A 21,721-nucleotide genomic window follows, 5' to 3' on the forward strand; every position below is an offset into this window, starting at 1 on the left:
GGTGGCCTAGCCGGCCAGGCGGCTGTAGAAGCCTTCAATGCGTGACAGGGCATTGTCGACGGCCCGGGAATAGCGTTTCTGGTCCAGGCAGTAACTGAACTGAACGCTCACCCGGAAGCCGGTGCGCCATGGCTGGCAGCGGACTACGCGGGCCGCCACGCGGGGTTCGTTGATGTATTTGCCGCGGATTTGCAGGTACAGGCGGGCGCCGGGTTCGACCGGCCGGGGGCACTGAACCGCCATGCCGTAGCGGTTCATATCCAGGCAGTTCACCGCCACCGGGTTCTTGCCACGGCCAAAAAAGCCGCGTTCACTGAGCTGCACGTTCAGGCAGGTGGCGGGAAACCGTTCCTTGATTCGGCGATCTGAGGGCTTACTTGCCATGGCTGCATCCACTGTCTTTTTGTCTTTGTTGTTTCCGGAAGCCATCCGGACCCTCAAGTGTAGCCAGCACCGGGTTGTCTGAAAATTGATCAGCATGAAAAGTGTGACCGGCGTCTCACCCGGCAGTCGCTCCGACCTGATCGGATAAAACCGGAACCGGTAGGCGACAGTCTGTCTGGCAAACACTACAATGGCGGGTTCAAAACCATTCAAAACGATGTCGACGGGAAGCAAACTTGAAGTCATTGCCGCTGCACCAACTCTACAAATCCTGTGTTCTGAAAGAGCTGCCATTCAAAACCACCCGGCAACTTGAGCCGCTGGCTGAGATCGTCGGCCAGAACCGTGCCCAGGAAGCCGTGCGCTTCGCACTGGCCATGCCCCACGGTGGTTACAACGTGTATGCGGTAGGCCGGAACGGGTTGGGCAAGCGCACCATGATGCTGCGCTACCTGGAGCACCATGTAGACACCGAGCAGCAAAGCCATGACTGGTGTTACGTGGCCAATTTCGAAGAGCCCCGTAACCCGAAGTTGCTGAAGCTGCCCTCGGGCAAGGGCACCCAGCTGAAGCAGGACATGGAAAAGCTGATGGCCCGGCTGGTGAAGATGATTCCCCAGACCTTCGAGGGCGACAGTTTTCTGGAGCGTGCGGAGCAGCTGAAGAACGACTACGTCAAGCTGCAGGAAGACGAACTCGAAAAGGTGGCCAACCAGGCCAAGCGCAAGAAAGTGCGCCTGACCATCAGCACCCCCGGCGGATACCGGCTGGTGGCTATGAATGGCGAAGAGCCCCACACGGCGGAAAGCTTCCAGGCCCTGACCCAGGAACAGCGGGACAAGTTCGAGGAAGTCATCAACAAGCTGGAGAAGAAACTCCGGCAGGTACTGCGCAAGCTGGCAGACTGGGAGCAGGAATACGCCGAGAAACAACAGGCCCTGAACCAGGAAACCCTGGAAGGCATCTCCGGCCACCAGATTGACGAACTGAAAGAAAAGTATAAAGAGCTTCCGGATGTGACCGCTTACCTGGAGGCGGTACGCAAGGACCTGGCTGAAAACCTGGACATCTTCCTGGAAGACGACGAAGAACAGGCGGCCATTGCCTATGCGTCGCTGGACAAGAAAACACCCCGCCGCTATATCGTGAATGTGCTGGTACACCAGACCAGCAACGAAGTACCCGTGGTGGTGGAAGATAACCCCACCTACCACAATCTGTTCGGTTACGTGGAGAACGTGACCTACAAGGGCACGGTGTTTACCGACTTCTCGCTGATTCGCCCTGGCAGCCTGCACAAGGCCAACGGTGGTTACCTGCTGATGGATGCCATAAAGGTGCTGGAGCAGCCCTTCGTGTGGGATGGCCTGAAGCGGGCGCTGCGCTCCCGTACCCTACAGATCAACTCCCTGGAGCGGGAACTGACCCTCTCCGGGACCATTTCCATCGAGGCGGAATCGGTGCCGCTGGATGTGAAGATTGTGCTGTTCGGGGACCGCGAAACCTGGATGCTGCTGCAGGAATACGATTCCGAGTTTGCCGAGCTGTTCCGGGTAACGGCGGACTTCGAGAATGAAATGTACCGCACGGCGGAAAGTCAGCTGCAGTACGCCAAGTTTATTGCCAGTCTGGTGGTGGAAAAGAAACTGCTGCATTGCAATACCAGGGCGGTGGCACGGGTAATTGAACACAGCGCCCGTATGGCCGACCACCAGGACCGGTTATCGCTGCATGCCGCGGATATTGCCAACCTGCTGCGGGAATCGGATTTCTGGGCCCGCCAGGCCGGCGCCCGGTTGATTACCGAGGTGCACGTGGAGCGGGCGCTGGAAAGTGCCCGTTACCGCAGCAGTCGTATTCGTGACCAGTTCTACGACTCCATTCGCGACGGCACCACACTGGTTACCACCTCCGGCACCTGTGTGGGGCAGGTGAATGCGTTGTCTGTGCTGTCTACCGGCGGTTTCGAGTTCGGCTTGTCTAACCGGGTAACGGCAACCTGCTACTATGGTGATGGTGCCGTGATGGATATCGAGCGGGACGTAAAGCTGGGTGGCAACATTCACTCCAAGGGTGTGATGATTCTCAGCTCCTGGCTGGCGTCTTACTTTGCGGTGAACGATCCCATGCACCTGTCCGCCAGCCTGACCATGGAACAGAACTATGGTGAGGTAGACGGCGACAGCGCATCGCTGGCGGAGCTGGTGGCGCTGATCTCGTCGTTGTCCGGTGTGCCGGTGCGCCAGGACCTGGCCATTACCGGTTCAGTGAACCAGTTTGGCGAGGTGCAGCCCATCGGCGGTGTGAACGAGAAAATTGAAGGCTTCTTTGCCACCTGCGAGCTCAAGGGCGGTTTGACCGGCACCCAGGGTGTGATCATTCCGGAAACCAACGTGCAGAACCTGATGCTCGACAGTGAAGTGGTGCAGGCTGCGCGCAATGGCAAGTTTGCGGTTTACCCGGTAAGCCGGGTGGACGAGGCCGTTACCTTGCTGCTGGACAAGCCCGCCGGCAAGGCGAATGACAAAGGCCGGTATCCCAGGCAGAGTGTTTTTGGCATTATTCAGCAGCGGCTTGAGAAAATGCGGGAACACGAGCGGCAGGAACACGCGCGGGACGAGCACAAAGACCCGTCCATCCACTGACCGGGACCATAATAAAACGGACAGGAGAATAGAGATCCATGACTGATATCCAGCAAACTGTGTACGTGGTAGAAGACGACGAAGCCGTCCGCGACTCCCTGGAGTTGTTGCTGAAATCCGATGGCAAGCCGGTGAAGACCTTTGAGAGCGCCAACGCCTTTCTGAAGGCCTACTCCGATAAAATGGCCGGCTGCATTGTGCTGGATATCCGTATGCCGGGTATGGACGGCATGGAGCTGCAGAAGAAGCTGAACGAAAAGCATTCGATTCTGCCCATCATCTTTGTGACCGGTCACGGCGACGTGCCGATGGCGGTAGACGCCATGAAAGAAGGCGCCGTGGACTTCATCCAGAAGCCGTACCGGGAAGAAGCCCTGCTGGAAAAGATCGAGGCGGCCCTGGAGCAGGACCTCGAGCAGCGCAAGACCCTGGACGAAAAACAGGAAATCATCCGCCGGGTGAAAAGCCTGACCCCGCGGGAAGCCGAAATCATGGACCGCATGATTGCCGGCCAGGCCAACAAGGTGATTGCCATCGAGCTGGAGATCAGCCAGCGCACCGTGGAAATCCACCGTTCCCGGGTTATGCACAAGATGGGTACACATTCCCTTGCACATCTGGTGCGTATGGTTCTGTCCGTAAAGGACCTTATCGACTAAGCCGGTTGCTGTGGTCATCATGCCAGAACGTTTATAACCGGCCACGCTTGTATGACTGAAGTTGTCAGTGAGAACTCAGAGGTGACGGTCCTGCTGGTTGATGACAACCCGCAGAACCTGAAAGTCCTCTACGAGACCCTGAAAGACAAAGGCTACCGCCTGCTGATTGCCAACGAAGGCGAGAAAGCACTGGACCTGGCCCACCGTCACCACCCGGAAGTGATCCTGCTGGATATCATGATGCCGGAGATGGATGGCTATGAGGTGTGTGAGCGCCTGAAGGCCGATCCCGAAACCGCCGACATCGCCGTGGTATTCCTGTCCGCCCTGGACGACCTGCAGGCCAAGGTGAAGGGCTTTTCCCTGGGCGGGGCCGATTACATCTCCAAGCCGTTCCAGTCCCTGGAAGTGATCGCCCGGGTGAAAACCCATGCCCGGGTTATCCGGCTCGAACGTGAGCTGCAGGCCCGTAACCGGGAACTGCAGGGCGACCAGACCCGCATCCTGGATTCCATCAGCGAAGGCATCTACGGGCTGGACGAAAACGGCCTGATCGAGTTTGCCAACCCGGCTGCCGCCGCGATTGCCGGCCGCCCGGTTGAAGAGTTGATCGGCAAATGTTTCTTTGACCTGCACTTTGCCACGGCTGAAGAATGCCGTGACAGCCTGCCGGTGATGGCGACCTGTAACAAAGGTGTGCCTGAACACCAGCGGGATATCCAGATGCTGCGTGCCGATGGCAGCAGCTTCCCTGCAGAATACCGGGCTACCCCGAAGCTTGATGGCGATGAGCTGCATGGCGCTGTGGTGGTGTTTCACGACATTACCGCCGAGCTGGAAAGCGAAAAAGCCCTGGAAGAAGCCCGTGAGCTGGTGCAGGAGCAGCGCGATCAGCTGGCCCATACGTCCCGCCTGACCACTATGGGCGAGATGGCCGCCGGCTTTGCCCACGAGGTAAACCAGCCGCTGACCGCGATTTCCAACTATGCCCGGGTTTCCAAGCGCATGATGGCCAAGGACGAGCCGGACCTTGAGCTGCTGGGTGAAACCCTGGATAAAATCGATGCCCAGTCCCACCGGGCCAGCGAGATTATCCGCCGCATCCGCCGCTTTATGAAAAAGCCTGCCACCGGTAAGGAAGAATTGTCGGTGCCCGAGTTGCTGGAGGACACCCGGCAGTTTGCCGAGGTGGACATGCGCAATAATGAGGGCGGCATTGAGGTGCGGATAGACGACGATCTGCCGGGTGTACTGGCAGACCCCATCCAGGTGCAGCAGGTGGCCCTGAACCTGATCCGCAACGCCCTGGAGGCAACCCGCAGTGCCGGTTCGTCCCAGCCTGTGGAGGTTTCAGCACGGCGTTGTGGTGAGCAGTGCGTTCGGGTAGAGGTGCGTGACCACGGTGTCGGTGTGCCGGAAGAGGCCGAGGACAAGCTGTTCCACCCGTTCTACACCACCAAGGAAGATGGCATGGGCATTGGCCTTGCTACCTGTCGCTCGCTGATGCAGGCCCAGGGTGGCGATATCGGGTACCAGCGCCCGGAAGGCGACGGTGCCTGTTTCTGGTTTGTGTTGCCCATTGCAGGCGCCGAGGGCGCGCCCTGCACCCCCGACGAAGCCTGACCCCTTATAGCCAGTCTATGCGCCCGGTAAGGTGGGGCGCGTCTCCCTTGGCATTCAGAATCTGATAGTCCCAGCCGTCTGCCCTGGTGCGCCAGTTCAGCTGCGCGGTGCCGGGCAGGAACAGCGGCTTCTTGAACTGGCAGCTGACTTTCACCGGCCCTGACTGCCAGCCTTCCTGTTGTTCCAACAGCGCCAGTGCGTGGGCCTTGGTCCACATGCCATGGGCAATCGCCCGCGGAAAACCGAAAGCCCGGGCGCTCAGGGCGTGCATGTGGATGGGGTTGCGGTCACCGGATACCTTCGCATATTGACGGCCGATGCTTTCCGGCGCCTTGATGGCTTCAGAGAAAGGGTAATGGTCGAGTTGCGGGGGACTCTTGCTGCCTCCGGAGGCTCCCTGGCCGGCCATCCGGAACAGGTTGGTGCTGGTTTCTTCCCAGATCAGCTTGCCGGCGGCCCGGGCTTCGGTAATCAGGTCGAACTCCATGCCCCTGTCTGTGCGCTGCTGGTTGCCCAGCGTTACCTGTATATCCAGGTTTTCGCCGGCACTGACCGGGCGATGCTGGATGATGGTGTTGCGCAGGTGCACCAGCCCCAGCAAGGGCAGGGGAAAGGATTTTTCCGTCAGCAGCTTCAGGTGCAGGGGGAACGCCAGGATGTGGGGCCAGGTAATGGGGGCCCGGGAGCCTGGTTTGAACCCGCATATGCGCTGATAGGTTTTCAGGGCCGGAGTGTTGGTGGCAATCCCCAGCAGGTCTGCCTGCAGGTCCGGAATGCGGGTTTGCTCGCCCGGCTTGTGTTGTTTGGGCAGCAGGGCCTTGCCATATAGTGGCAGCAAGGCCGGCGGTGCGCTGTGGTAGACCAGTGAATCCGGCATTAAGGCTTTCTCCCGATTATTAATGGTTTCAGGTACAACTGTGCGTGCGTGGCCTGATATGCTCTAATGTACGACGAAAGTCTGGCAAACCCGGCCAGAGGTGGCATTGACCCGGCGTGCTCCGGACCCTGTCCGGTGGGTCAAAGTGGTAACTGATAAATAAAAAAGCGGGACTCTATGCAGGAACTACGTGATGCGGGCGTGATGCTGCGCCTGATTTATGAGGCGATGAAGAAAAAGGGCATTGATACCAATGCTATTTTCAGCCGTCTGGGTGTAGACGAGCAGTATGTTTATACCGATCAGCTCCGAACTCCCCACAATGCCCAGCTGTATTTCTGGCAGGCGGTTGAAGATGTATCCGGCGATGACGATGTTGGCCTGCACCTGGGGCCACTGTTGCCGGCCTACAAAGGGCAGGTGCTGGAATACCTGTTCCTGAGTAGCCCCACCTTTGGCGAAGGTCTTCGACGGGCCCAGAACTATCAGCGCTTGCTGAGTGATGCGGCCAATACCGATTTCTTTGTGGAAGGCGACGAAGCCTGCATGGTGCTGGATGCAGCCTCCGAAGAAGTCAGCCGGCTGCGGCACTTCAACGAGTGCTTTGTGCAGGGCTTGATTACCTTCTTCAAATCCATTACCGATGGCCGTTTTTATCCGTCCCGCATCGAGTTCGAGCATGAGCGGGAAAAAGGTACCGACCACGCAAAGGAAGTGCTCGGTTGCGATGTGGTGTTCGGCGCCCGAGAAAACCGTCTGTACTTCCCTGTGGAAATTCTGTCCTATGCCTCGCCCCATGCCGAGCCGGAACTGCTGGCCCTGCACGAGCGCTTTGCCAGTGAGCAGGTAGCAAGGCTCGAGAAGAAAGACATCGTAGGGCAGGTAGAACGGATTATTGCCGAGCTGCTGGACAGCGGTGAGGTTACACTGGATGCGGTGGCCGAAAGGCTAGGCATCAAGCCCAGAACCCTGCGCACCCGGCTGACCGAAGCTGAAACCAGTTTCAACCAGGTGCTGGCGGATTTCCGCTACCGGCTGGCCCGTCAGCTGCTGGCAACCACCGACGAGTCCATCGACGAGATCGTGTATCTGACCGGTTTCTCCGAGCCCAGCACGTTTTACCGTGCGTTCAAGCGCTGGTCTGGCATGACGCCGATCGAGTACCGTAAAACCGCCCAGACCAAGGATGTGATGGTCGACGCCATGTAAGGCGGTTTTCTGAAAATCTGAAAAAAGTTCTTCAAAAGCGTTGACATAAACGGGGGCGTCTTTATAATGCGCCCTCGTTGTCACAGAGCAGTCGCAAGACAGCTCAGGCACGCCGCGCGGAGCGGTAGTTCAGTTGGTTAGAATACCGGCCTGTCACGCCGGGGGTCGCGGGTTCGAGTCCCGTCCGCTCCGCCATTTATCTCCTCCCCCTTGTTTTCGATATCCCCTTTTTATTTCCAGATTTTTCTCAGCTATCTGACCTGATTTGTTTTCGCCGTTCGCCCGGGCTTGTTCCGTGCCAGCGCTGGTATGCCTTGTGAAAGGCCGGTGGGTTGGCAAAGCCCAGCAGCCAGGCAATTTCCGCCAGTGATGTATCGGTTTCCTTCAGGTAATCCTCTGCCAGTTGTTTGCGGGTGTCGTCCAGCAGTTGCCGGAAACCGGTGCCCTCGGCGCTCAGTTGCCGTTGCAGGGTCCAGGCCGTGGTGCCCAGCCGGGCGGCCAGTATTTCCAGCGTAGGCGTTTCACCCCGCAGCAAGGGGGTTAACAGGTGGCGCACCCGGTCGGCCACACTCCAGCCTTTGCGGATTTGCCGCAGCTCCCGTTCACATACTCCTGACAGCTTCTCGTACATGCCCTCATGGGCCTGGGACGGGCTTTGTCGCCATACGCTTTCCTTAAGGCGGATGGCGTTCTCCCGGGCGCCGAACTCCACCGGGCAGCGAAACCAGCTTTCGAACACGTCGTCCAGTCCAATGGATGGATACTCGATCCATACTTTTTCCAGCACGTCGTAGCGGCCGGTGATATGCCGGGCCAGTTGGGTCCAGGCCGCCAGTATGGAATCCACCACAAAGTAGTTGTACGGGTTGTAGGGCTGGATCGAGTAGAAGCGCACGGTGCGCTGGAATTCATCGACCGAGGGTTCGCCCCGGGAATTCTGGCTGGTGAGCAGGGAATAGCGAATCAGGCTACGGAAGGCCTGGCGCACCGAGCTGGCAGTTTCTGCGGCCAGTCCGGCCATGCCGGCGTCCACCGGCCGAGTCAGGGCGCCCATGCGCAGGCCCAGGGCGGGATTGCCGGTTGCGGTGATGGCAGCATGGCCAAGACGCATAAAACGGGGGATGCTGATGCGGGCATCAGCCGAGGCCAGTGCAGCATCATCCAGCCGGAACCTGGCTTTCAGTTTGTCGATATTGCCGCCTTCGGCTTCGGTTGCGCGCAGCAGTACTGCCGCATACAGCAGGCTGATATCGCCGAGGGCGTTCTGTTTAGGGGGGCTATTTTCAGGCATGCCGGTATTATTGCTGTTATCCAGAGATAATAAAATGTCTGGTCTGGATATTGTTGGCGCCTTCGGTGCTGGGTAGTGTAGGCCCATAACAACGGGAGCCTCGACATCCCGCCTGATAATCTGATGAGGAGCACCGCAATGACCGCAACACCTGGCACCAGCAAGTACCCGCACCTGCTTGAGCCCCTGGACCTGGGCTTTACCAAACTTCGCAACCGCACCCTGATGGGCTCCATGCACACGGGTCTTGAGGAAGTGAAGGGTGGTTTCGACCGGCTGGCGGCATTCTATGCCGAGCGTGCCCGTGGCGGCGTTGGCCTGATTGTGACCGGCGGCATTGGCCCCAACAGCGAAGGTGCGGTGTTCCAGCACGCGGCCAAGATGAGCACCGAGGAGGAGTCCGACAAGCACAAGGTGATCACCCAGGCCGTGCACGAGGCCGATGGCAAGATCTGTATGCAGATCCTGCATGCTGGCCGTTATGCCTATTCTCCGGAGCTGGTAGCGCCCTCTGCTATCCAGGCACCCATCAACCCGTTCAAGCCCAAAGAACTTGATGAAGCGGGTATCCAGAAGCAGATTGACGACTACGTGAACTGTGCCGCCCTGGCCCAGCGCGCCGGCTACGACGGCGTCGAGATTATGGGCTCCGAGGGTTATTTCATTAACCAGTTCATCGTCAAACACACCAACCACCGCACCGACCAGTGGGGTGGCAGCTATGAAAACCGCATTCGCTTGCCGATTGAAATCGTGCGCCGTGTGCGTGAGCGGGTGGGCGAGAACTTTATTATTGTGTACCGCCTGTCCATGCTGGACCTGATCGAAGACGGCAGCACCTGGGAAGAAGTGGTGCAGCTGGCCAAGGAAATCGAAAAAGCCGGCGCCACGATTATCAACACCGGTATCGGCTGGCATGAAGCCCGTGTGCCTACCATTGCCACCTCGGTACCCCGCGGTGCCTTTACCAAGGTAACTGCCCACCTGAAAGGCGAGGTAAGCATTCCGCTGGTAACCACCAACCGGATCAACATGCCGGATGTGGCCGAGAAGATCCTGGCCGAAGGCGATGCCGACATGGTCTCCATGGCCCGGCCGTTCCTGGCGGATGCCGAGCTGGTACTGAAAGCAGCCGAAGACCGTGCCGAGGAAATCAACACCTGCATCGGCTGTAACCAGGCCTGCCTGGACCATACCTTCAGCGGCAAGCTCACCACCTGCCTGGTGAACCCGCGCGCCTGTAACGAAACCCTGCTGACCTACGTGAAAACGGCTCAGCCCAAATCCATCGCGGTGGTGGGTGCCGGCCCGGCAGGCCTCGCCTTTGCCAGTGTAGCCGCAGAGCGTGGCCACAAGGTGACGGTGTTTGATGACGGCAGCGAGATCGGCGGCCAGTTCAACGTGGCCAAGCGGATTCCGGGTAAGGAAGAGTTCTACGAAACCCTGCGTTATTTCCGTGTGATGCTCGACAAGCACGGCGTGGATGTCCGCCTGAACACCCGGGTCAGTGCAGACGACCTGAAAGCCGGTGGCTTCGATGAAGTGGTTATGGCCACCGGTGTCGAGCCCCGCACCCCGGATATCGAAGGTATCGACCATCCGAAGGTGATCGGCTACCTGGACGCCCTGATGGGTCGCAAGCCGGTGGGCCAGCGTGTCGCGGTAATCGGTGCTGGCGGTATCGGCTTTGATGTGTCCGAATTCATCGTGCATCAGGGTGAATCGCCGTCCCTGAACACCGAACACTTTATGAAAGAGTGGGGTGTCGACCTGACCGTGGCGCATCGTGGTGGTATTCAGGGCGTGCAGCCGGAAGTACCGGCCCCGGCCCGTGAAGTGTTCCTGCTGCAGCGCAAGGCTTCCAAGGTGGGCAAGAACCTGGGCAAGACCACCGGCTGGATTCACCGTACATCCCTGAAGAACCGCAATGTGCAGATGGTTCCGGGTGTCTCTTACCGCAAGATCGACGACGAAGGCCTGCACATCACGGTAACGCCCAAGGGCGCGGAGCAGGGTGAAGACAAACTGCTGCCGGTGGATACCATCATCGTGTGTGCCGGCCAGGAGCCGCTGCGCGAGCTGCAGGCTGGCCTTGAAGGCGCAGGGCTGCCGGTGCACCTGATTGGTGGCGCAGATGTTGCCGCCGAGCTGGATGCCAAGCGGGCGATTGATCAGGGCAGCCGCCTGGCAGCGGAGATCTGATCACAAATCGTTGCAGTTTTTCTCTGTGTTTTGGGGCCGGTCTGGCTAGACTATGGAAATTCGGCAAGGGGGTAGGGAACCCTCAGGCCGGCCCTGTCGTTCGAATAACAAGTTACAAGCATGGAGAAGGTTGATGGTCAGTGCCGCCCAGGCAGCCGAGGGTAACTCAGCTGTCTTCTTGATGGATGGTAGCCAGGTGTCCCGGCAGATGCGCTGGTCGGAGTTTGGTGCCTTTCTGGATGGCTATGTTGGGCTTTCGGACCTTGCCGAAACCGATGTGCGCGCCGTGCTGGTCAATCTCAACCCTGACCTGACGGTGGCCTCCCTGGTGTTCTTCCGGATCTGGTTTGACGAAGAAGGCCGCGCAGACAGCAGTTGGAACGTGCCCATCGAAGCGCTGGCGGAAAAGGGTGCCAAGGGCCCCGACCTGGGCGGTGGCGCAATCCGCCTGGTGTGTCGCAGCCAGTGTCCGGACCCTGCTTTTGCAGAGGAACTCTGGGACCCGGATATGACCCCGGGCAGCAACCATTTCCACTCGATTCGCAAGGCTGTTGAAGCCAATAGTCTGCATTTCCGCCAGGCTGAGCCAGCAGAGGAAAATATCCCTGTACTGGTGAATTCGTCGTCTGCGGCCACCGACGAGCGTGTCGATATCGAACGTGCCCGCCTGGCCCAGGTGCTTCGGGAGCAACGGCTGCGCATCAAAACCCTGCAGAGCGTGCACCGGGATGCAGTGTCTGACCTGCAGCGTGACCATCGCCTGGAGATGCAGGCTTTGCGTTCGGAGATGACCGAGCTGGACCAGAAGTACGAACGGCTTCGGGTCAGTAAGGAGCAGCTCAAGAATCGCCTGCAGGAGCGTAATGAGCAATACCTCGCGCTACAGGAGCAGCTGGGTAAAGAGACCCCGGCCGATCCGGACGCAGGGCCCGACGTTGAGGGCGGCAAATCGGATGCCGAAACGGTCCTGCTGAGGGAGCAGCTGGAGCGCAAGGAGCGGGAGCTGGAGCTGCGGGAGGAAAGGCTGGTTGCCCTCGAACAGGAAAACCAGGAGCTCAGAAATCGCGAAGTGCCGGAAGATTCGCTGCTGGAACAGTTGCGAAACCAGGTGGTGTTCCTGGTGGCTTATCACCCCGGTGTCGGCCACATCACACTGCCGTACGATGATATCGAAACCTACTTTGCCAATCCCCAGGCCTACGCCGCTGACCAGTGCGGCATGAACGAGGCCGCCTACCGGGAGTGGCTGGCACACTATGAAAACCCGGTGTGCAACCATGCCGATGCCGACGGCAATGCGTGCGGTGAACCGATCATGAGAGTGTCCCAGCCGGCGGATTTCGAGGCCGGCAAAGACGACCGCTGCGAACAGCATAAAGCCTGATCCCGCGAAGTTTTTTCAGTATCCGCCCGAGTTTCGTTAAACTGTGGGTCTGTTCGTCTCATTCAGACACCACGGGATACTTCATGGACCAGTTCAGGAATATCGGGATTATCGGGCGCATGGGCAGCGTCAAGGTAGTTGAGTCGCTGCGCCAGCTGAAACAGTACCTGACCGCAAACAACTACCACGTCATTATCGAAGAAGACACCGCGACCATGATTCCGGGCCACGGCCTGCAGGTGGCCAGCAAGAAGCTCCTGGGAGAAATCTGCGACCTGGTGATTGTGGTCGGTGGTGACGGCAGTTTGCTGGGCGCCGCCCGGGAAATGGCCAAGGCCAAGATTCCGTTGCTGGGCGTTAACCGGGGTCGCCTCGGATTTCTGACCGATATCTCCCCCAACGACCTTGAAGAGCGGCTGGCCCAGGTGCTGGCCGGTGACTACATCGAAGAATCCCGGTTTCTGCTGGACGGCCACGTAGAGCGCAACGGCCAGCCTCTTGGCTATGGCTCTGCCCTGAACGACGTGGTGCTGCACCCGGGCAAGTCTACCCGGATGATCGGCTTCGACCTGTTTATCGACGGCCACTTCGTTTACAGCCAGCGCTCTGACGGCCTGATTGTGGCCACGCCCACCGGTTCGACGGCGTATTCACTGTCTGCCGGCGGTCCGATTATGCATCCCAAGCTGGATGCCGTGGTGCTGGTGCCCATGTTCCCCCATACCCTCAGCAGTCGCCCGATCGTGGTGGATGGCAAGAGCGAGATCAAGCTGGTGATCGGCGAGACCAACGAAACCTATCCGCAGATCAGTTTCGATGGCCAGATGAACATTTCCTGCGCGCCGGGTGACATCATTCGCATCACCAAGAAGCCCTTCAAGGTTCGGCTGATTCACCCCACCGACCACAACTTCTACGCCACCTGCCGTGACAAGCTGGGCTGGGCAAGCACGATTACAGCGAGTTGAGTATGGCGGGTTACGACATTATCGGCGACATCCACGGTTGCGCTAACACGCTGCAGCGGCTGCTGGACCAGATGGGCTACCGCAAGGTGAACGGGGTTTACCGGCACCCGAAGCGGCAGGCAATTTTTATTGGTGACATTATCGACCGCGGCCCCCGCATTCGCGAGGCCCTGCACCTGGTGCGGGACATGGTGGAGCATGGCGCTGCCCGTATTGTCATGGGCAACCATGAGTACAATGCGCTGGGTTACTGCACCCGGGCCCGCCCAGGCAGTGGCAAGCAGTTCCTTCGTGAGCATAACCCGCGGCATGACCGGCTGATCAAGGAAACCCTTGAGCAGTTTGATGCGTATCCTCATGAGTGGAATGAATTCCTGGAATGGTTCTATACCATTCCGCTGTTCATCGACGACGAGGATTTCCGGGTGGTGCACGCGTGCTGGGACCAGGACCTGATCGACAAGTTCAGGCAAAGCCAGGGCGGAGCCTGCATTGATGAAGACTTCCTGCATGCCTCTGCAGCCATCGAGTCGTTTGCCGGGCAGGTGATGGATACCTTGCTGCGGGGAACCGACCTGCGCTTGCCGGAAGGCATGTCGATTACCGGCAAGGACGGCTATGTGCGGGAATTCTTCCGCACCAAGTTCTGGGCCGATGATCCGAAAACCTACGCCGACGTGGTGTTCCAGCCAGACCCGCTGCCCCCGGAAGTGGCCCGTATAGAGCTGACGGATGCCGAGTACCGGCAGCTGATCACCTATCCGCTGGATGCGCCCCCGGTATTTGTGGGCCATTACTGGATGGATGGAAAACCGGCGCCGCTGAAGGCCAATGTGGCTTGTATCGATTACAGTGCGGTGAAGTACGGCAAGCTGGTGGCGTACCGGATGGACGACGAAGACGTGCTGTCGAAAGACAAGTTTGTCTGGGTGGATGTAGACCGGCCGGAACAGCCGGATTATCCCACCAGTGAAGACAGTGTGGCACGCTGAGACGGGGAGAGCAGGTGGATAACGAAAGGTCTTACCCGATTACCCCGGACGGCCGCTGGCAGCCCGCGCCTCGCCACGCCCCGTTTGTGATCGCAACCATAGTGATCGCGGTGGTGATGGTGTGGTTTACCGGCATGGGCCAGAACGCCCTGGCGGCAAACCTGATGTTTGTGGATCCCCGGCCATTCAGTTGGGAGGTGTTCAGCTCGCTGGCTGGCCGCCTGGAGGCGCTGTCGGCGTCCCTGGCCAGTGGCCAGGTGTGGCGGCTGATTACGCCGGATTTCTTGCACTTCAGCTGGACCCACATCATCTTCAACTCGGTGATGTTGTGGTTTCTGGGCAGCCAGATTGAGTGGATAGACGGCCGTGCCCGGCTGGCGGTGCTGTTTCTGGTGGCAAGCCTGCTGTCCAATGGCCTGCAGTACCTGGTGTCCGGCCCGCTGTTTGGCGGCTTGTCCGGTGTGGTGTACGGCATTCTGGGTTACTGCTGGATGAGCCAGCGCAGGCGCCCGCGTTTCCAGTTCCCGCCGGCCCTGGTGACCTTTGCGCTGGTGTGGATGGTGATCGGCTTTACTCCGTTGCCGGAAATGCTTGGCCTTGGCCGCATGGCGAACGAAGCCCATCTGGGCGGTTTTGTGGCAGGGTTGCTGGTGGCTGCGTTATCGCCCTTGCGGGGCAAGCGCTGGCGATAAACCAAAAAAAAAAGCCCCACCGGAAGGTGGGGCATAAAAAGAGCGTTTTAGCTCCTGATGAGAGAGACCAAATGATACGACCGTCTGTCATTTGGTGAATTAATGATAATTGTTATCATTTGCGTCTGTCAAACGGATTTGCCGATTTTTCAATGAACAAATTTTCAGGAGGTGGGCAATGACCTACGAAGAGTTGATCGAGCGGCTGGATCCGAACGTGTACCGCAATCTGAAACAGGCAATTGAGCTGGGCAAGTGGCCGGACGGCCGTGCCCTGACCCGTGAGCAGCGGGAAATCAGCCTGGAAGCGGTGATCTATTACGAAGAAAAGCACAAGGTGCCGGAAGAGCAGCGTGTCGGCTACCTCGACCGGGGCGAAAAGGCGGGCACCGCCTGTGACCCGTCTGTGCAGTTCCGCAAGGATCGCCAGGGCAACGATGATGTCGATCCGGATCAGTTTGTAGAGGTCAAGGTTTGAGCGACTCCATTGATGTAACCGGCCGTCTTCGCAAGATGCCGGCCGAAGCCGGCGACCCGGTAGCCTATGCCCTGGCGGTGGGTGATGCCCGCATTGCCCTGAACGACCTGATGGGGCGAAAGGTAAGGATCGATTTCGAGGGTGTGATTCGCTGCATCCATTGTGATCGCACCACCAAGAAGAGTTTCAACCAGGGCTTTTGTTACCCCTGCTTCCGCAAGCTGGCGGCTTGCGACAGCTGCATCATGAGCCCGGAAAAATGCCATTTTCACCTGGGCACCTGCCGGGAGCCGGAATGGGGCGAAGCCAATTGCATGGTGGAGCATGTGGTGTATCTGGCCAATTCCAGTGGCCTGAAAGTGGGTATTACCCGGGGCTCGCAAGTGCCTACGCGCTGGATTGACCAGGGCGCGGTGACGGCGATCCCCATGCTGCGGGTTTCCAGCCGGTACCTTTCCGGGCTGGTAGAAGTGGCGTGCAAGAGCCATGTGGCCGATCGCACCAACTGGCGGGCCATGCTCAAGGGCGATGTGCCGGAGCTGGACCTGGCTCAGGAGCGCCAGAGAATCCTGGAGCTGATCGAAGACGACCTGGCGCAATTGCGTGCAGAGCACGGCGAAGACAGCATCCGGATTGTGGACGAGGCCTCACTTGGGCTGGGTTATCCGGTTCAGGTATGGCCGGCGAAAGTGAAAACCCATAATCTGGATAAAACGCCGGAAGTGGAAGGGCTGCTTGAAGGTATCAAAGCGCAGTACCTGATGCTGGACACCGGGGTGATCAATATCCGCAAATTTACCGGCTATGAAGTCCGGTTCCGGGTTCTCGACTGAGCCCGCCATGTCTTTTGTCTGGAGAGTATGAATGCGAACCAACCAGCCACAAACCATTTACCTGAGTGAATACAAGGTTCCTGCGTATCTGGTTGACCACGTGGATCTGCGTTTCGAATTGTTTGAAGACGGCGCCCGGGTGCACAGCACCCTGTCTGTGCGTCGTAACCCTGAGTCTGCGGAGGCCGGTGCGCCGCTCTTCCTGCACGGCGACAGCCTGAAGCTTGAGTCGGTGGCCCTGAATGGCTCAGTGCTGGCTGCCGGTGATTTCGAAGACCGTGGCGATGCGCTGATTGTGCCTTCGGTGCCGGAGCAATTCGAATTGCAGGTGGTCACCTGGATCGAGCCGCAAAACAATACCCGGCTGGAAGGTTTGTACAAGTCCTCCGGTATGTTCTGTACCCAGTGCGAGGCCGAGGGCTTCCGTTGCATTACCTTCTACCCGGATCGCCCGGATGTGATGGCTCGGTTCCGCACCCGGATTGAAGCCGATAAAGGCGCTTACCCGGTACTGTTGTCTAACGGCAACTCGGTAGCGCAGGGCGAGCTCGAAAACGGCCGCCACTTTGTCACCTGGGAAGACCCGTTCCCCAAGCCGGCTTATCTGTTCGCGCTGGTAGCCGGAGACCTGGTAGAGAAAAAAAACACCTTCACCACCTGTTCCGGCCGTAACATTGACCTGCGAATGTACGTGGAGCCCCGCAACGCGCAGAAGTGCGATTTCGCCATGGACGCCCTCAAGCGCTCCATGCGCTGGGATGAAGACGTCTACGGCCGCGAATACGACTTGGATATCTTCATGATCGTGGCGGTGGATGATTTCAACATGGGGGCCATGGAAAACAAGGGGCTGAATATTTTCAATTCGTCCTGCGTGCTGGCCAGCCAGGACACGGCGACCGACGCCACCTTCCAGCGTATCGAAGCCATTGTCGCCCACGAGTACTTCCACAACTGGTCCGGCAACCGGGTCACCTGTCGTGACTGGTTCCAGCTGAGCCTGAAGGAAGGCTTCACCGTGTTCCGGGATTCCCAGTTCTCCGCCGACATGGGATCGCCAACGGTCAAGCGCATTGAAGACGTTACCCTGTTGCGCACCGCACAGTTCGCGGAAGATGCCGGCCCCATGGCCCATCCGGTGCGGCCCGCGTCTTACATGGAGATCTCCAACTTCTACACCCTGACCATCTACGAGAAAGGGGCGGAAGTGGTACGGATGATTCACAACCTGCTTGGCGACGAACTGTTCCGCAAGGGCAGTGATCTGTACTTCGAGCGCCACGATGGCCAGGCGGTGACCACGGATGATTTCGTCAAGGCCATGGAAGATGCGTCCGGCCGCGACCTGAGCCAGTTCCGGTTGTGGTACGAACAGGCAGGCACGCCGGTGGTTAGCGTGGAAGATGACTACGATGCGGATAAGGGTGTGTATGGCCTGACCATCCGCCAGAACATTCCCGACACGCCGGGGCAGACCGGCAAGAAGCCTCAGCACATTCCGTTCGCCATGGGCCTGCTCGACAGCAAAGGCCAGCCGTTGCCGCTGAATATCAGCGCTGGCGAACAGGACGGCCCGCTGGAGCGGGTGCTGGAGCTGACTGAGGCCGAGCACCGTTTCGAATTCCATGGCCTGGCTGAACGGCCGGTGCCGTCCCTGCTGCGGGATTTCTCGGCGCCGGTGCGGGTGCAGTATCCGTGGAGCCGGGAACAGCTGTTGTTCCTGATGAGCCACGATCCGGACGGCTTCAATCGTTGGGATGCGGGCCAGCGCCTGGCCGTGGATGTTATCCAGTCTCTGGTGGGTACGCCGGAGCAGGCCGAGGTTGAGCCGCGGCTGGCGGATGCCTACCGCAAATTGCTGAACGATGCCTCTCTGGACCAGGCGCTGGTGGCCAAGATGCTGTTGCTGCCGTCGGAAGCCTACCTGGTAGAACTGGCGGAGCAGGCCGATGTGCCGGCTATCCACGCGGCCCGGGAGCGGGTGTTGAAGCACCTGGCACAAGAGCTGAAAGATGACCTGCTGGCCTGTTACCAGCGCAACCGGGAGCAGGGCGATTACCAGCTGGGCCCGGATGCCATTGCCCGTCGCAGCCTGTGCAATACCGCGCTGGGCTGGTTGATGAGTATTGACGATGAGCGGGCCCGGGAGCTGGCGTTAGAGCAGTTCCGCAGTGCAGACAACATGACGGATCGCCTGGGTGCCCTGCGGGCGCTGGTCAATTCCGGCTTTGCAGCAGATCGTGAGCAGGCCCTCGAGAGCTTCTACCAGCGCTTCAGCGATGATCCGCAGGTGGTGGAGCTCTGGTTCTCGGTACAGGCGTCCAGCGGCCAGGCCGGCCAGCTGCCACACATCCTGCAGCTGCTGGAGCATCCGGCCTTTGACTGGAAAAACCCGAACAAGGTGCGCTCCGTAGTGGGTGTATTTGCCGGCCAGAACCTGGCGGCGTTCCATAATCCTGATGGCAGTGGCTATCAGTTCCTGGCCGGGCAGGTTTGCCGCCTGGATGACAGCAACCCGCAGATTGCCTCCCGCCTGGTAACGCCGTTAACGCGCTGGCGGAAGTTCGCACCTGCCTACTCCAGCCAGATGAAAGCGGCACTGGAAGGCATCCGGGACAAAGATAACCTGTCCCGTGACCTGTACGAAGTTGTGCATAAGAGCCTGGCAGGCTGACCTGCTGGCGGGGCCCGAGCCAGGCGCACGGGCCCGCGCTGGCTGTGTATCGTTTTGTGTTTTTTCAACCGTCGTCACAGCCTGATACAAAATCGCACTTTCGGTCGATAGACAATGTTGCTCAATCGGCTAATCTGTTGGAAAGTCTGCGATTGCATCAGACCATAACAATAAAGCCCGACAGAGGCTTCCAGACGGAAAGGTTGCACAATGAGATACAACAAAAACGTTCTTTTGGGTGGGCTGCTGGCAGCTTCCTTCGCCGCATCCCCCGTTTACGCAGCTGTGTCTGCTTCAGAGGCAGCGCGGCTGGGTAATGATTTAACCCCTTTCGGTTCGGTCAAGGCCGGAAACGCCGATGGCACCATCCCGGCGTGGGACGGTGGCCTGACAGAGCCTCCGGCCGGCTATCAGGGCAGTGGCCAACACCATATCAACCCGTTTCCGAACGACCAGGTGCTGTTCACCATCAATGCGTCCAACATGGACCAGTACAGCGAGCACCTGACCGATGGCCTGAAGGCCATGTTTGAAACCTACCCGACCACCTTCCAGATTCCGGTTTACCAGTCCCGCCGTACCCATGCGGTTCCTGACTGGGTTGCCGAGAATACCCGCAAGAACGCAGTGAATGCGGAAGTGGTTGGTGAGGCTGAAGGCCTTGATGGCGCCTTCGGTGGCTATCCTTTCCCGATCCTGCATGGCAATAACGAAGAAAAGGCCTGGCAGGTGATCTGGAACCACCTGACCCGCTGGCGCGGTATATCCCTGACCCGTCGTTCCAGTGAAGTGGCCGTGCAGCCCAACGGGGATTACGGCCTGGTGACGTCCCAGCAGGAAGCCTTTTTCAACTTCTACAGCCCGGAAGGCAGTGAAAAAGATCTCGATAACATCATTTTCTACTACCTGTCTTTCACCCAGTCTCCGCCCCGCCTTGCCGGTGGTGCGATCCTGGTTCATGAAACCCTGAACCAGATCGTCAGCCCCCGTAATGGCTGGGGTTATAACGCCGGGCAGCGCCGTGTGCGCCGGGCACCCAACCTGGGTTACGACTCCCCGATCGCGGCGGCCGATAACCTTCGGACGGCCGACGACACCGATATTTTCAACGGTGCCATGGATCGCTATAACTGGAATTACGAAGGGATGCGGGAAATCTACGTGCCCTACAACAACTACAAGATTGGCGAAAAGGGCACTCCGTATTCCGAGATTCTGGGTATTTCCCACCTGAATCCTGACCTTACCCGCTGGGAATTGCACCGGGTGCACGTGGTTGAAGCCACCCTCAAGGATGGTGAGCGCCACATCTACGCCAAGCGTCGTTTCTATGTCGATGCCGACAGCTGGAACACTCTGCTGCTCGACCAGTACGACGGCCGTGGTGAGCTCTGGCGCGTAACCATGGGTATCGCCAAGAACTATTACGACATGCCGGGTGTGTGGACAGCACTGGATGTGTACCACGACCTGCAGGCCCGTCGTTACCATGTTCTGGGCCTGGATACCGAAGAACCCAACACCCGTGTGTTCACTGACGACGTACCCAGCAAGCGTTACTTCTCGCCGGCTTCCCTGCGCAGACGAAGTGTACGCTGAGTTTTGGCGCGGGCTCCGGCCCGCGCCGGCAGCTTTCTGATCTAACCAACGTAAAGGCAATCTGAATGGCTAATAGGTTCATGTGCGAGACACTGGGTTCTGCCTGTCTTGGCCTGTCCATGGCATTGGCAGCACCTGCGGCGTATGCGCTGACAGATATCATCGAGACCCCGGCTTTAATGTCGGACCTGGCTCCGGAATCCCTGCTCAACGACGCCACCCGTGCGGGTGACCGCATTGTTGCCGTTGGCGAGCGCGGGCATGTGATTTACTCCGATGATGAAGGGCAAACCTGGACCCAGGCCGAGGTGCCGGTATCGGTGACGCTGAACGCCGTGGATTTTGGCAGCGACAGCAGCGGCTGGGTTGTTGGCCACAGTGGTGTGGTGCTGCATTCCGGGGATGCCGGGGCTACCTGGCAGCTGCAGTTCGATGGCCTGCAGGCGGCCGAGCTGGTGATCGAAAGCCGGGAAGAGCAGATTGCTGCGATGGAGGAGCGTATCGAACAGGCTCCGGAAGCCGAAAAGGGCGACCTGGAATGGGCGCTGGATGACCTGTTCTTTGCCCTGGAGAACGTGCAGGCAGACATGGAAATCGGCCCGGTTAACCCGTTACTGGATGTGTGGTTTGAAAACGACCAGCATGGCTTCGTGGTGGGTGCCTACGGCATGGTCCTGCGCACCCAGGATGGCGGTGAAACCTGGGAAGACTGGGGCCCGCAGCTTAGCAACCCGCAGAACTTCCATTTGAACAGCGTAGCCCGGGTAACCGGTGGTGGGCTGGTGATCGTGGGCGAAGCCGGCCAGGTGCATGTGTCCGTCGATAACGGTGATACCTGGGAGCGGCGCGAGAGCCCCTACGATGGCTCACTGTTCGGCGTGATGGGTACCGGCAAGGTGAATGAAGTGCTGGCCTTCGGTCTTCGCGGTAACACCATGTTATCGACGGATCTGGGCCGCAGCTGGACCATGGTTGCTAACGAAGGCGGCACCACCCTGAACAACGGTTCGGTTGCAGACGATGGCCGGGTCACCCTGGTGGGTAACAGCGGCGCGGTGCTGATGAGCAGCAACGGTGGTGAAAGTTTCCGCGCGCACTTCCGGAACGACCGGGAGGGTGTCATGGGTGTGGTTCCACTGAGCGGAACCAATCTTCTTCTGGTAGGCGAGGGCGGTGTGATGATCACCGATTCCCGCGGCCGGGACCTGTAA

General features: G+C 59.2%; 17 protein-coding genes and 1 tRNA gene. 15 read left to right on the forward strand and 3 right to left on the reverse strand.

Translation table 11 applies throughout. From position 1 onward, the window contains the following. Positions 1-6 precede the first annotated feature (6 nt). Positions 7-384 carry a PilZ domain-containing protein gene (locus B9Q17_RS11335; protein ID WP_036219667.1) on the reverse strand — a complete coding sequence of 126 codons (378 nt, stop codon included), beginning with the start codon at positions 382-384 and terminating at the stop codon, positions 7-9. Between the two features lie 236 nt (positions 385-620). On the opposite strand from B9Q17_RS11335, the gene B9Q17_RS11340 reads away from it, so the two are divergent. Genes B9Q17_RS11340 through B9Q17_RS11350 form a run of 3 tightly spaced genes read left to right on the forward strand, consistent with a single transcriptional unit; the run spans position 621 to position 5,311 of the window. Beyond that, complete coding sequence (locus B9Q17_RS11340; protein ID WP_094625314.1) at positions 621-3,029, forward strand: Lon protease family protein; 2,409 nt, start codon at positions 621-623, stop codon at positions 3,027-3,029. Between the two features lie 38 nt (positions 3,030-3,067). Further along, a complete protein-coding gene (gene fixJ / locus B9Q17_RS11345; protein ID WP_094625315.1) occupies positions 3,068-3,688 on the forward strand; it encodes a response regulator FixJ in 621 nt (206 codons plus the stop codon). Between the two features lie 51 nt (positions 3,689-3,739). Continuing rightward, positions 3,740-5,311, forward strand: coding sequence for a response regulator (locus tag B9Q17_RS11350; protein ID WP_094625316.1), 1,572 nt, complete (start codon positions 3,740-3,742; stop codon positions 5,309-5,311). 4 nt (positions 5,312-5,315) lie between these two features. On the opposite strand, the gene B9Q17_RS11355 is transcribed toward B9Q17_RS11350, so the two are convergent. Beyond that, complete coding sequence (locus B9Q17_RS11355) at positions 5,316-6,188, reverse strand: MaoC family dehydratase (protein ID WP_094625317.1); 873 nt, start codon at positions 6,186-6,188, stop codon at positions 5,316-5,318. A 177-nt stretch (positions 6,189-6,365) separates the two neighbouring features. Between B9Q17_RS11355 and B9Q17_RS11360 the strand changes: the two genes are divergently transcribed. Together B9Q17_RS11360 and B9Q17_RS11365 are read left to right on the forward strand one after the other, a co-directional pair. Next, positions 6,366-7,397 (forward strand): AraC family transcriptional regulator, encoded by a 1,032-nt coding sequence (locus B9Q17_RS11360; protein WP_094625318.1) that lies wholly within the window; start codon positions 6,366-6,368, stop codon positions 7,395-7,397. 118 nt (positions 7,398-7,515) lie between these two features. Then, positions 7,516-7,592: transfer RNA gene (locus B9Q17_RS11365), tRNA-Asp, on the forward strand. 52 nt (positions 7,593-7,644) lie between these two features. Here B9Q17_RS11365 and B9Q17_RS11370 read toward each other — a convergent pair. Then, the gene (locus B9Q17_RS11370) at positions 7,645-8,688 is read right to left on the reverse strand and encodes an AraC family transcriptional regulator (RefSeq protein WP_094625319.1); all 1,044 of its coding nucleotides are present in this window, start codon (positions 8,686-8,688) and stop codon (positions 7,645-7,647) included. 138 nt (positions 8,689-8,826) lie between these two features. On the opposite strand from B9Q17_RS11370, the gene B9Q17_RS11375 reads away from it, so the two are divergent. The 10 genes from B9Q17_RS11375 (at position 8,827) to B9Q17_RS11420 (ending at position 21,721) form a co-directional block, all read left to right on the forward strand. Then, positions 8,827-10,890: an NADPH-dependent 2,4-dienoyl-CoA reductase gene (locus B9Q17_RS11375; RefSeq protein ID WP_094625320.1), complete on the forward strand. Its 2,064-nt coding sequence runs from the start codon at positions 8,827-8,829 to the stop codon at positions 10,888-10,890. Between the two features lie 133 nt (positions 10,891-11,023). Further along, positions 11,024-12,274 carry a CCDC90 family protein gene (locus tag B9Q17_RS11380; RefSeq protein ID WP_094625321.1) on the forward strand — a complete coding sequence of 417 codons (1,251 nt, stop codon included), beginning with the start codon at positions 11,024-11,026 and terminating at the stop codon, positions 12,272-12,274. Between the two features lie 83 nt (positions 12,275-12,357). Beyond that, positions 12,358-13,242, forward strand: a complete 885-nt coding sequence (locus tag B9Q17_RS11385; RefSeq protein ID WP_022989386.1) for an NAD(+) kinase — start codon at positions 12,358-12,360, stop codon at positions 13,240-13,242. 2 nt (positions 13,243-13,244) lie between these two features. Further along, on the forward strand, positions 13,245-14,234 hold the full coding sequence (locus tag B9Q17_RS11390; RefSeq protein WP_094625322.1) for a metallophosphoesterase: 990 nt from the start codon (positions 13,245-13,247) through the stop codon (positions 14,232-14,234). After that, a complete protein-coding gene (locus B9Q17_RS11395; protein ID WP_244177380.1) occupies positions 14,231-14,926 on the forward strand; it encodes a rhomboid family intramembrane serine protease in 696 nt (231 codons plus the stop codon). The genes B9Q17_RS11390 and B9Q17_RS11395 overlap by 4 nt, the downstream gene beginning before the upstream one ends. A 178-nt stretch (positions 14,927-15,104) precedes the next feature. Beyond that, positions 15,105-15,404, forward strand: a complete 300-nt coding sequence (locus tag B9Q17_RS11400; protein ID WP_094625324.1) for a YeaC family protein — start codon at positions 15,105-15,107, stop codon at positions 15,402-15,404. Continuing rightward, the gene (locus B9Q17_RS11405) at positions 15,401-16,237 is read left to right on the forward strand and encodes a DUF2797 domain-containing protein (RefSeq protein WP_094625325.1); all 837 of its coding nucleotides are present in this window, start codon (positions 15,401-15,403) and stop codon (positions 16,235-16,237) included. The genes B9Q17_RS11400 and B9Q17_RS11405 overlap by 4 nt, the downstream gene beginning before the upstream one ends. Positions 16,238-16,268: 31 nt before the next feature. After that, entirely contained in the window at positions 16,269-18,911 is a 2,643-nt protein-coding gene (pepN, locus tag B9Q17_RS11410; protein ID WP_094625326.1) for an aminopeptidase N, read from the forward strand. Between the two features lie 210 nt (positions 18,912-19,121). Then, on the forward strand, positions 19,122-20,510 hold the full coding sequence (locus tag B9Q17_RS11415) for a DUF1329 domain-containing protein (protein ID WP_094625327.1): 1,389 nt from the start codon (positions 19,122-19,124) through the stop codon (positions 20,508-20,510). 65 nt (positions 20,511-20,575) lie between these two features. Further along, on the forward strand, positions 20,576-21,721 hold the full coding sequence (locus B9Q17_RS11420; RefSeq protein WP_244177376.1) for a WD40/YVTN/BNR-like repeat-containing protein: 1,146 nt from the start codon (positions 20,576-20,578) through the stop codon (positions 21,719-21,721).

This window comes from Marinobacter vinifirmus (genome assembly GCF_002258215.1).
Classification (GTDB): Bacteria; Pseudomonadota; Gammaproteobacteria; order Pseudomonadales; family Oleiphilaceae; genus Marinobacter; species Marinobacter vinifirmus.

Coding starts and splice junctions, on each gene's coding strand:
- B9Q17_RS11375 (WP_094625320.1), top strand. CDS start 8,827: ATGACCGCAACACCTGGCACCAGCAAGTACCCGCACCTGCTTGAGCCC.
- B9Q17_RS11400 (WP_094625324.1), top strand. CDS start 15,105: ATGACCTACGAAGAGTTGATCGAGCGGCTGGATCCGAACGTGTACCGC.
- B9Q17_RS11350 (WP_094625316.1), top strand. CDS start 3,740: ATGACTGAAGTTGTCAGTGAGAACTCAGAGGTGACGGTCCTGCTGGTT.
- pepN (WP_094625326.1), top strand. CDS start 16,269: ATGCGAACCAACCAGCCACAAACCATTTACCTGAGTGAATACAAGGTT.
- B9Q17_RS11385 (WP_022989386.1), top strand. CDS start 12,358: ATGGACCAGTTCAGGAATATCGGGATTATCGGGCGCATGGGCAGCGTC.
- B9Q17_RS11390 (WP_094625322.1), top strand. CDS start 13,245: ATGGCGGGTTACGACATTATCGGCGACATCCACGGTTGCGCTAACACG.
- B9Q17_RS11415 (WP_094625327.1), top strand. CDS start 19,122: ATGAGATACAACAAAAACGTTCTTTTGGGTGGGCTGCTGGCAGCTTCC.
- B9Q17_RS11335 (WP_036219667.1), bottom strand. CDS start 384: ATGGCAAGTAAGCCCTCAGATCGCCGAATCAAGGAACGGTTTCCCGCC.
- B9Q17_RS11360 (WP_094625318.1), top strand. CDS start 6,366: ATGCAGGAACTACGTGATGCGGGCGTGATGCTGCGCCTGATTTATGAG.
- B9Q17_RS11380 (WP_094625321.1), top strand. CDS start 11,024: ATGGTCAGTGCCGCCCAGGCAGCCGAGGGTAACTCAGCTGTCTTCTTG.
- B9Q17_RS11370 (WP_094625319.1), bottom strand. CDS start 8,688: ATGCCTGAAAATAGCCCCCCTAAACAGAACGCCCTCGGCGATATCAGC.
- B9Q17_RS11355 (WP_094625317.1), bottom strand. CDS start 6,188: ATGCCGGATTCACTGGTCTACCACAGCGCACCGCCGGCCTTGCTGCCA.
- B9Q17_RS11420 (WP_244177376.1), top strand. CDS start 20,576: ATGGCTAATAGGTTCATGTGCGAGACACTGGGTTCTGCCTGTCTTGGC.
- fixJ (WP_094625315.1), top strand. CDS start 3,068: ATGACTGATATCCAGCAAACTGTGTACGTGGTAGAAGACGACGAAGCC.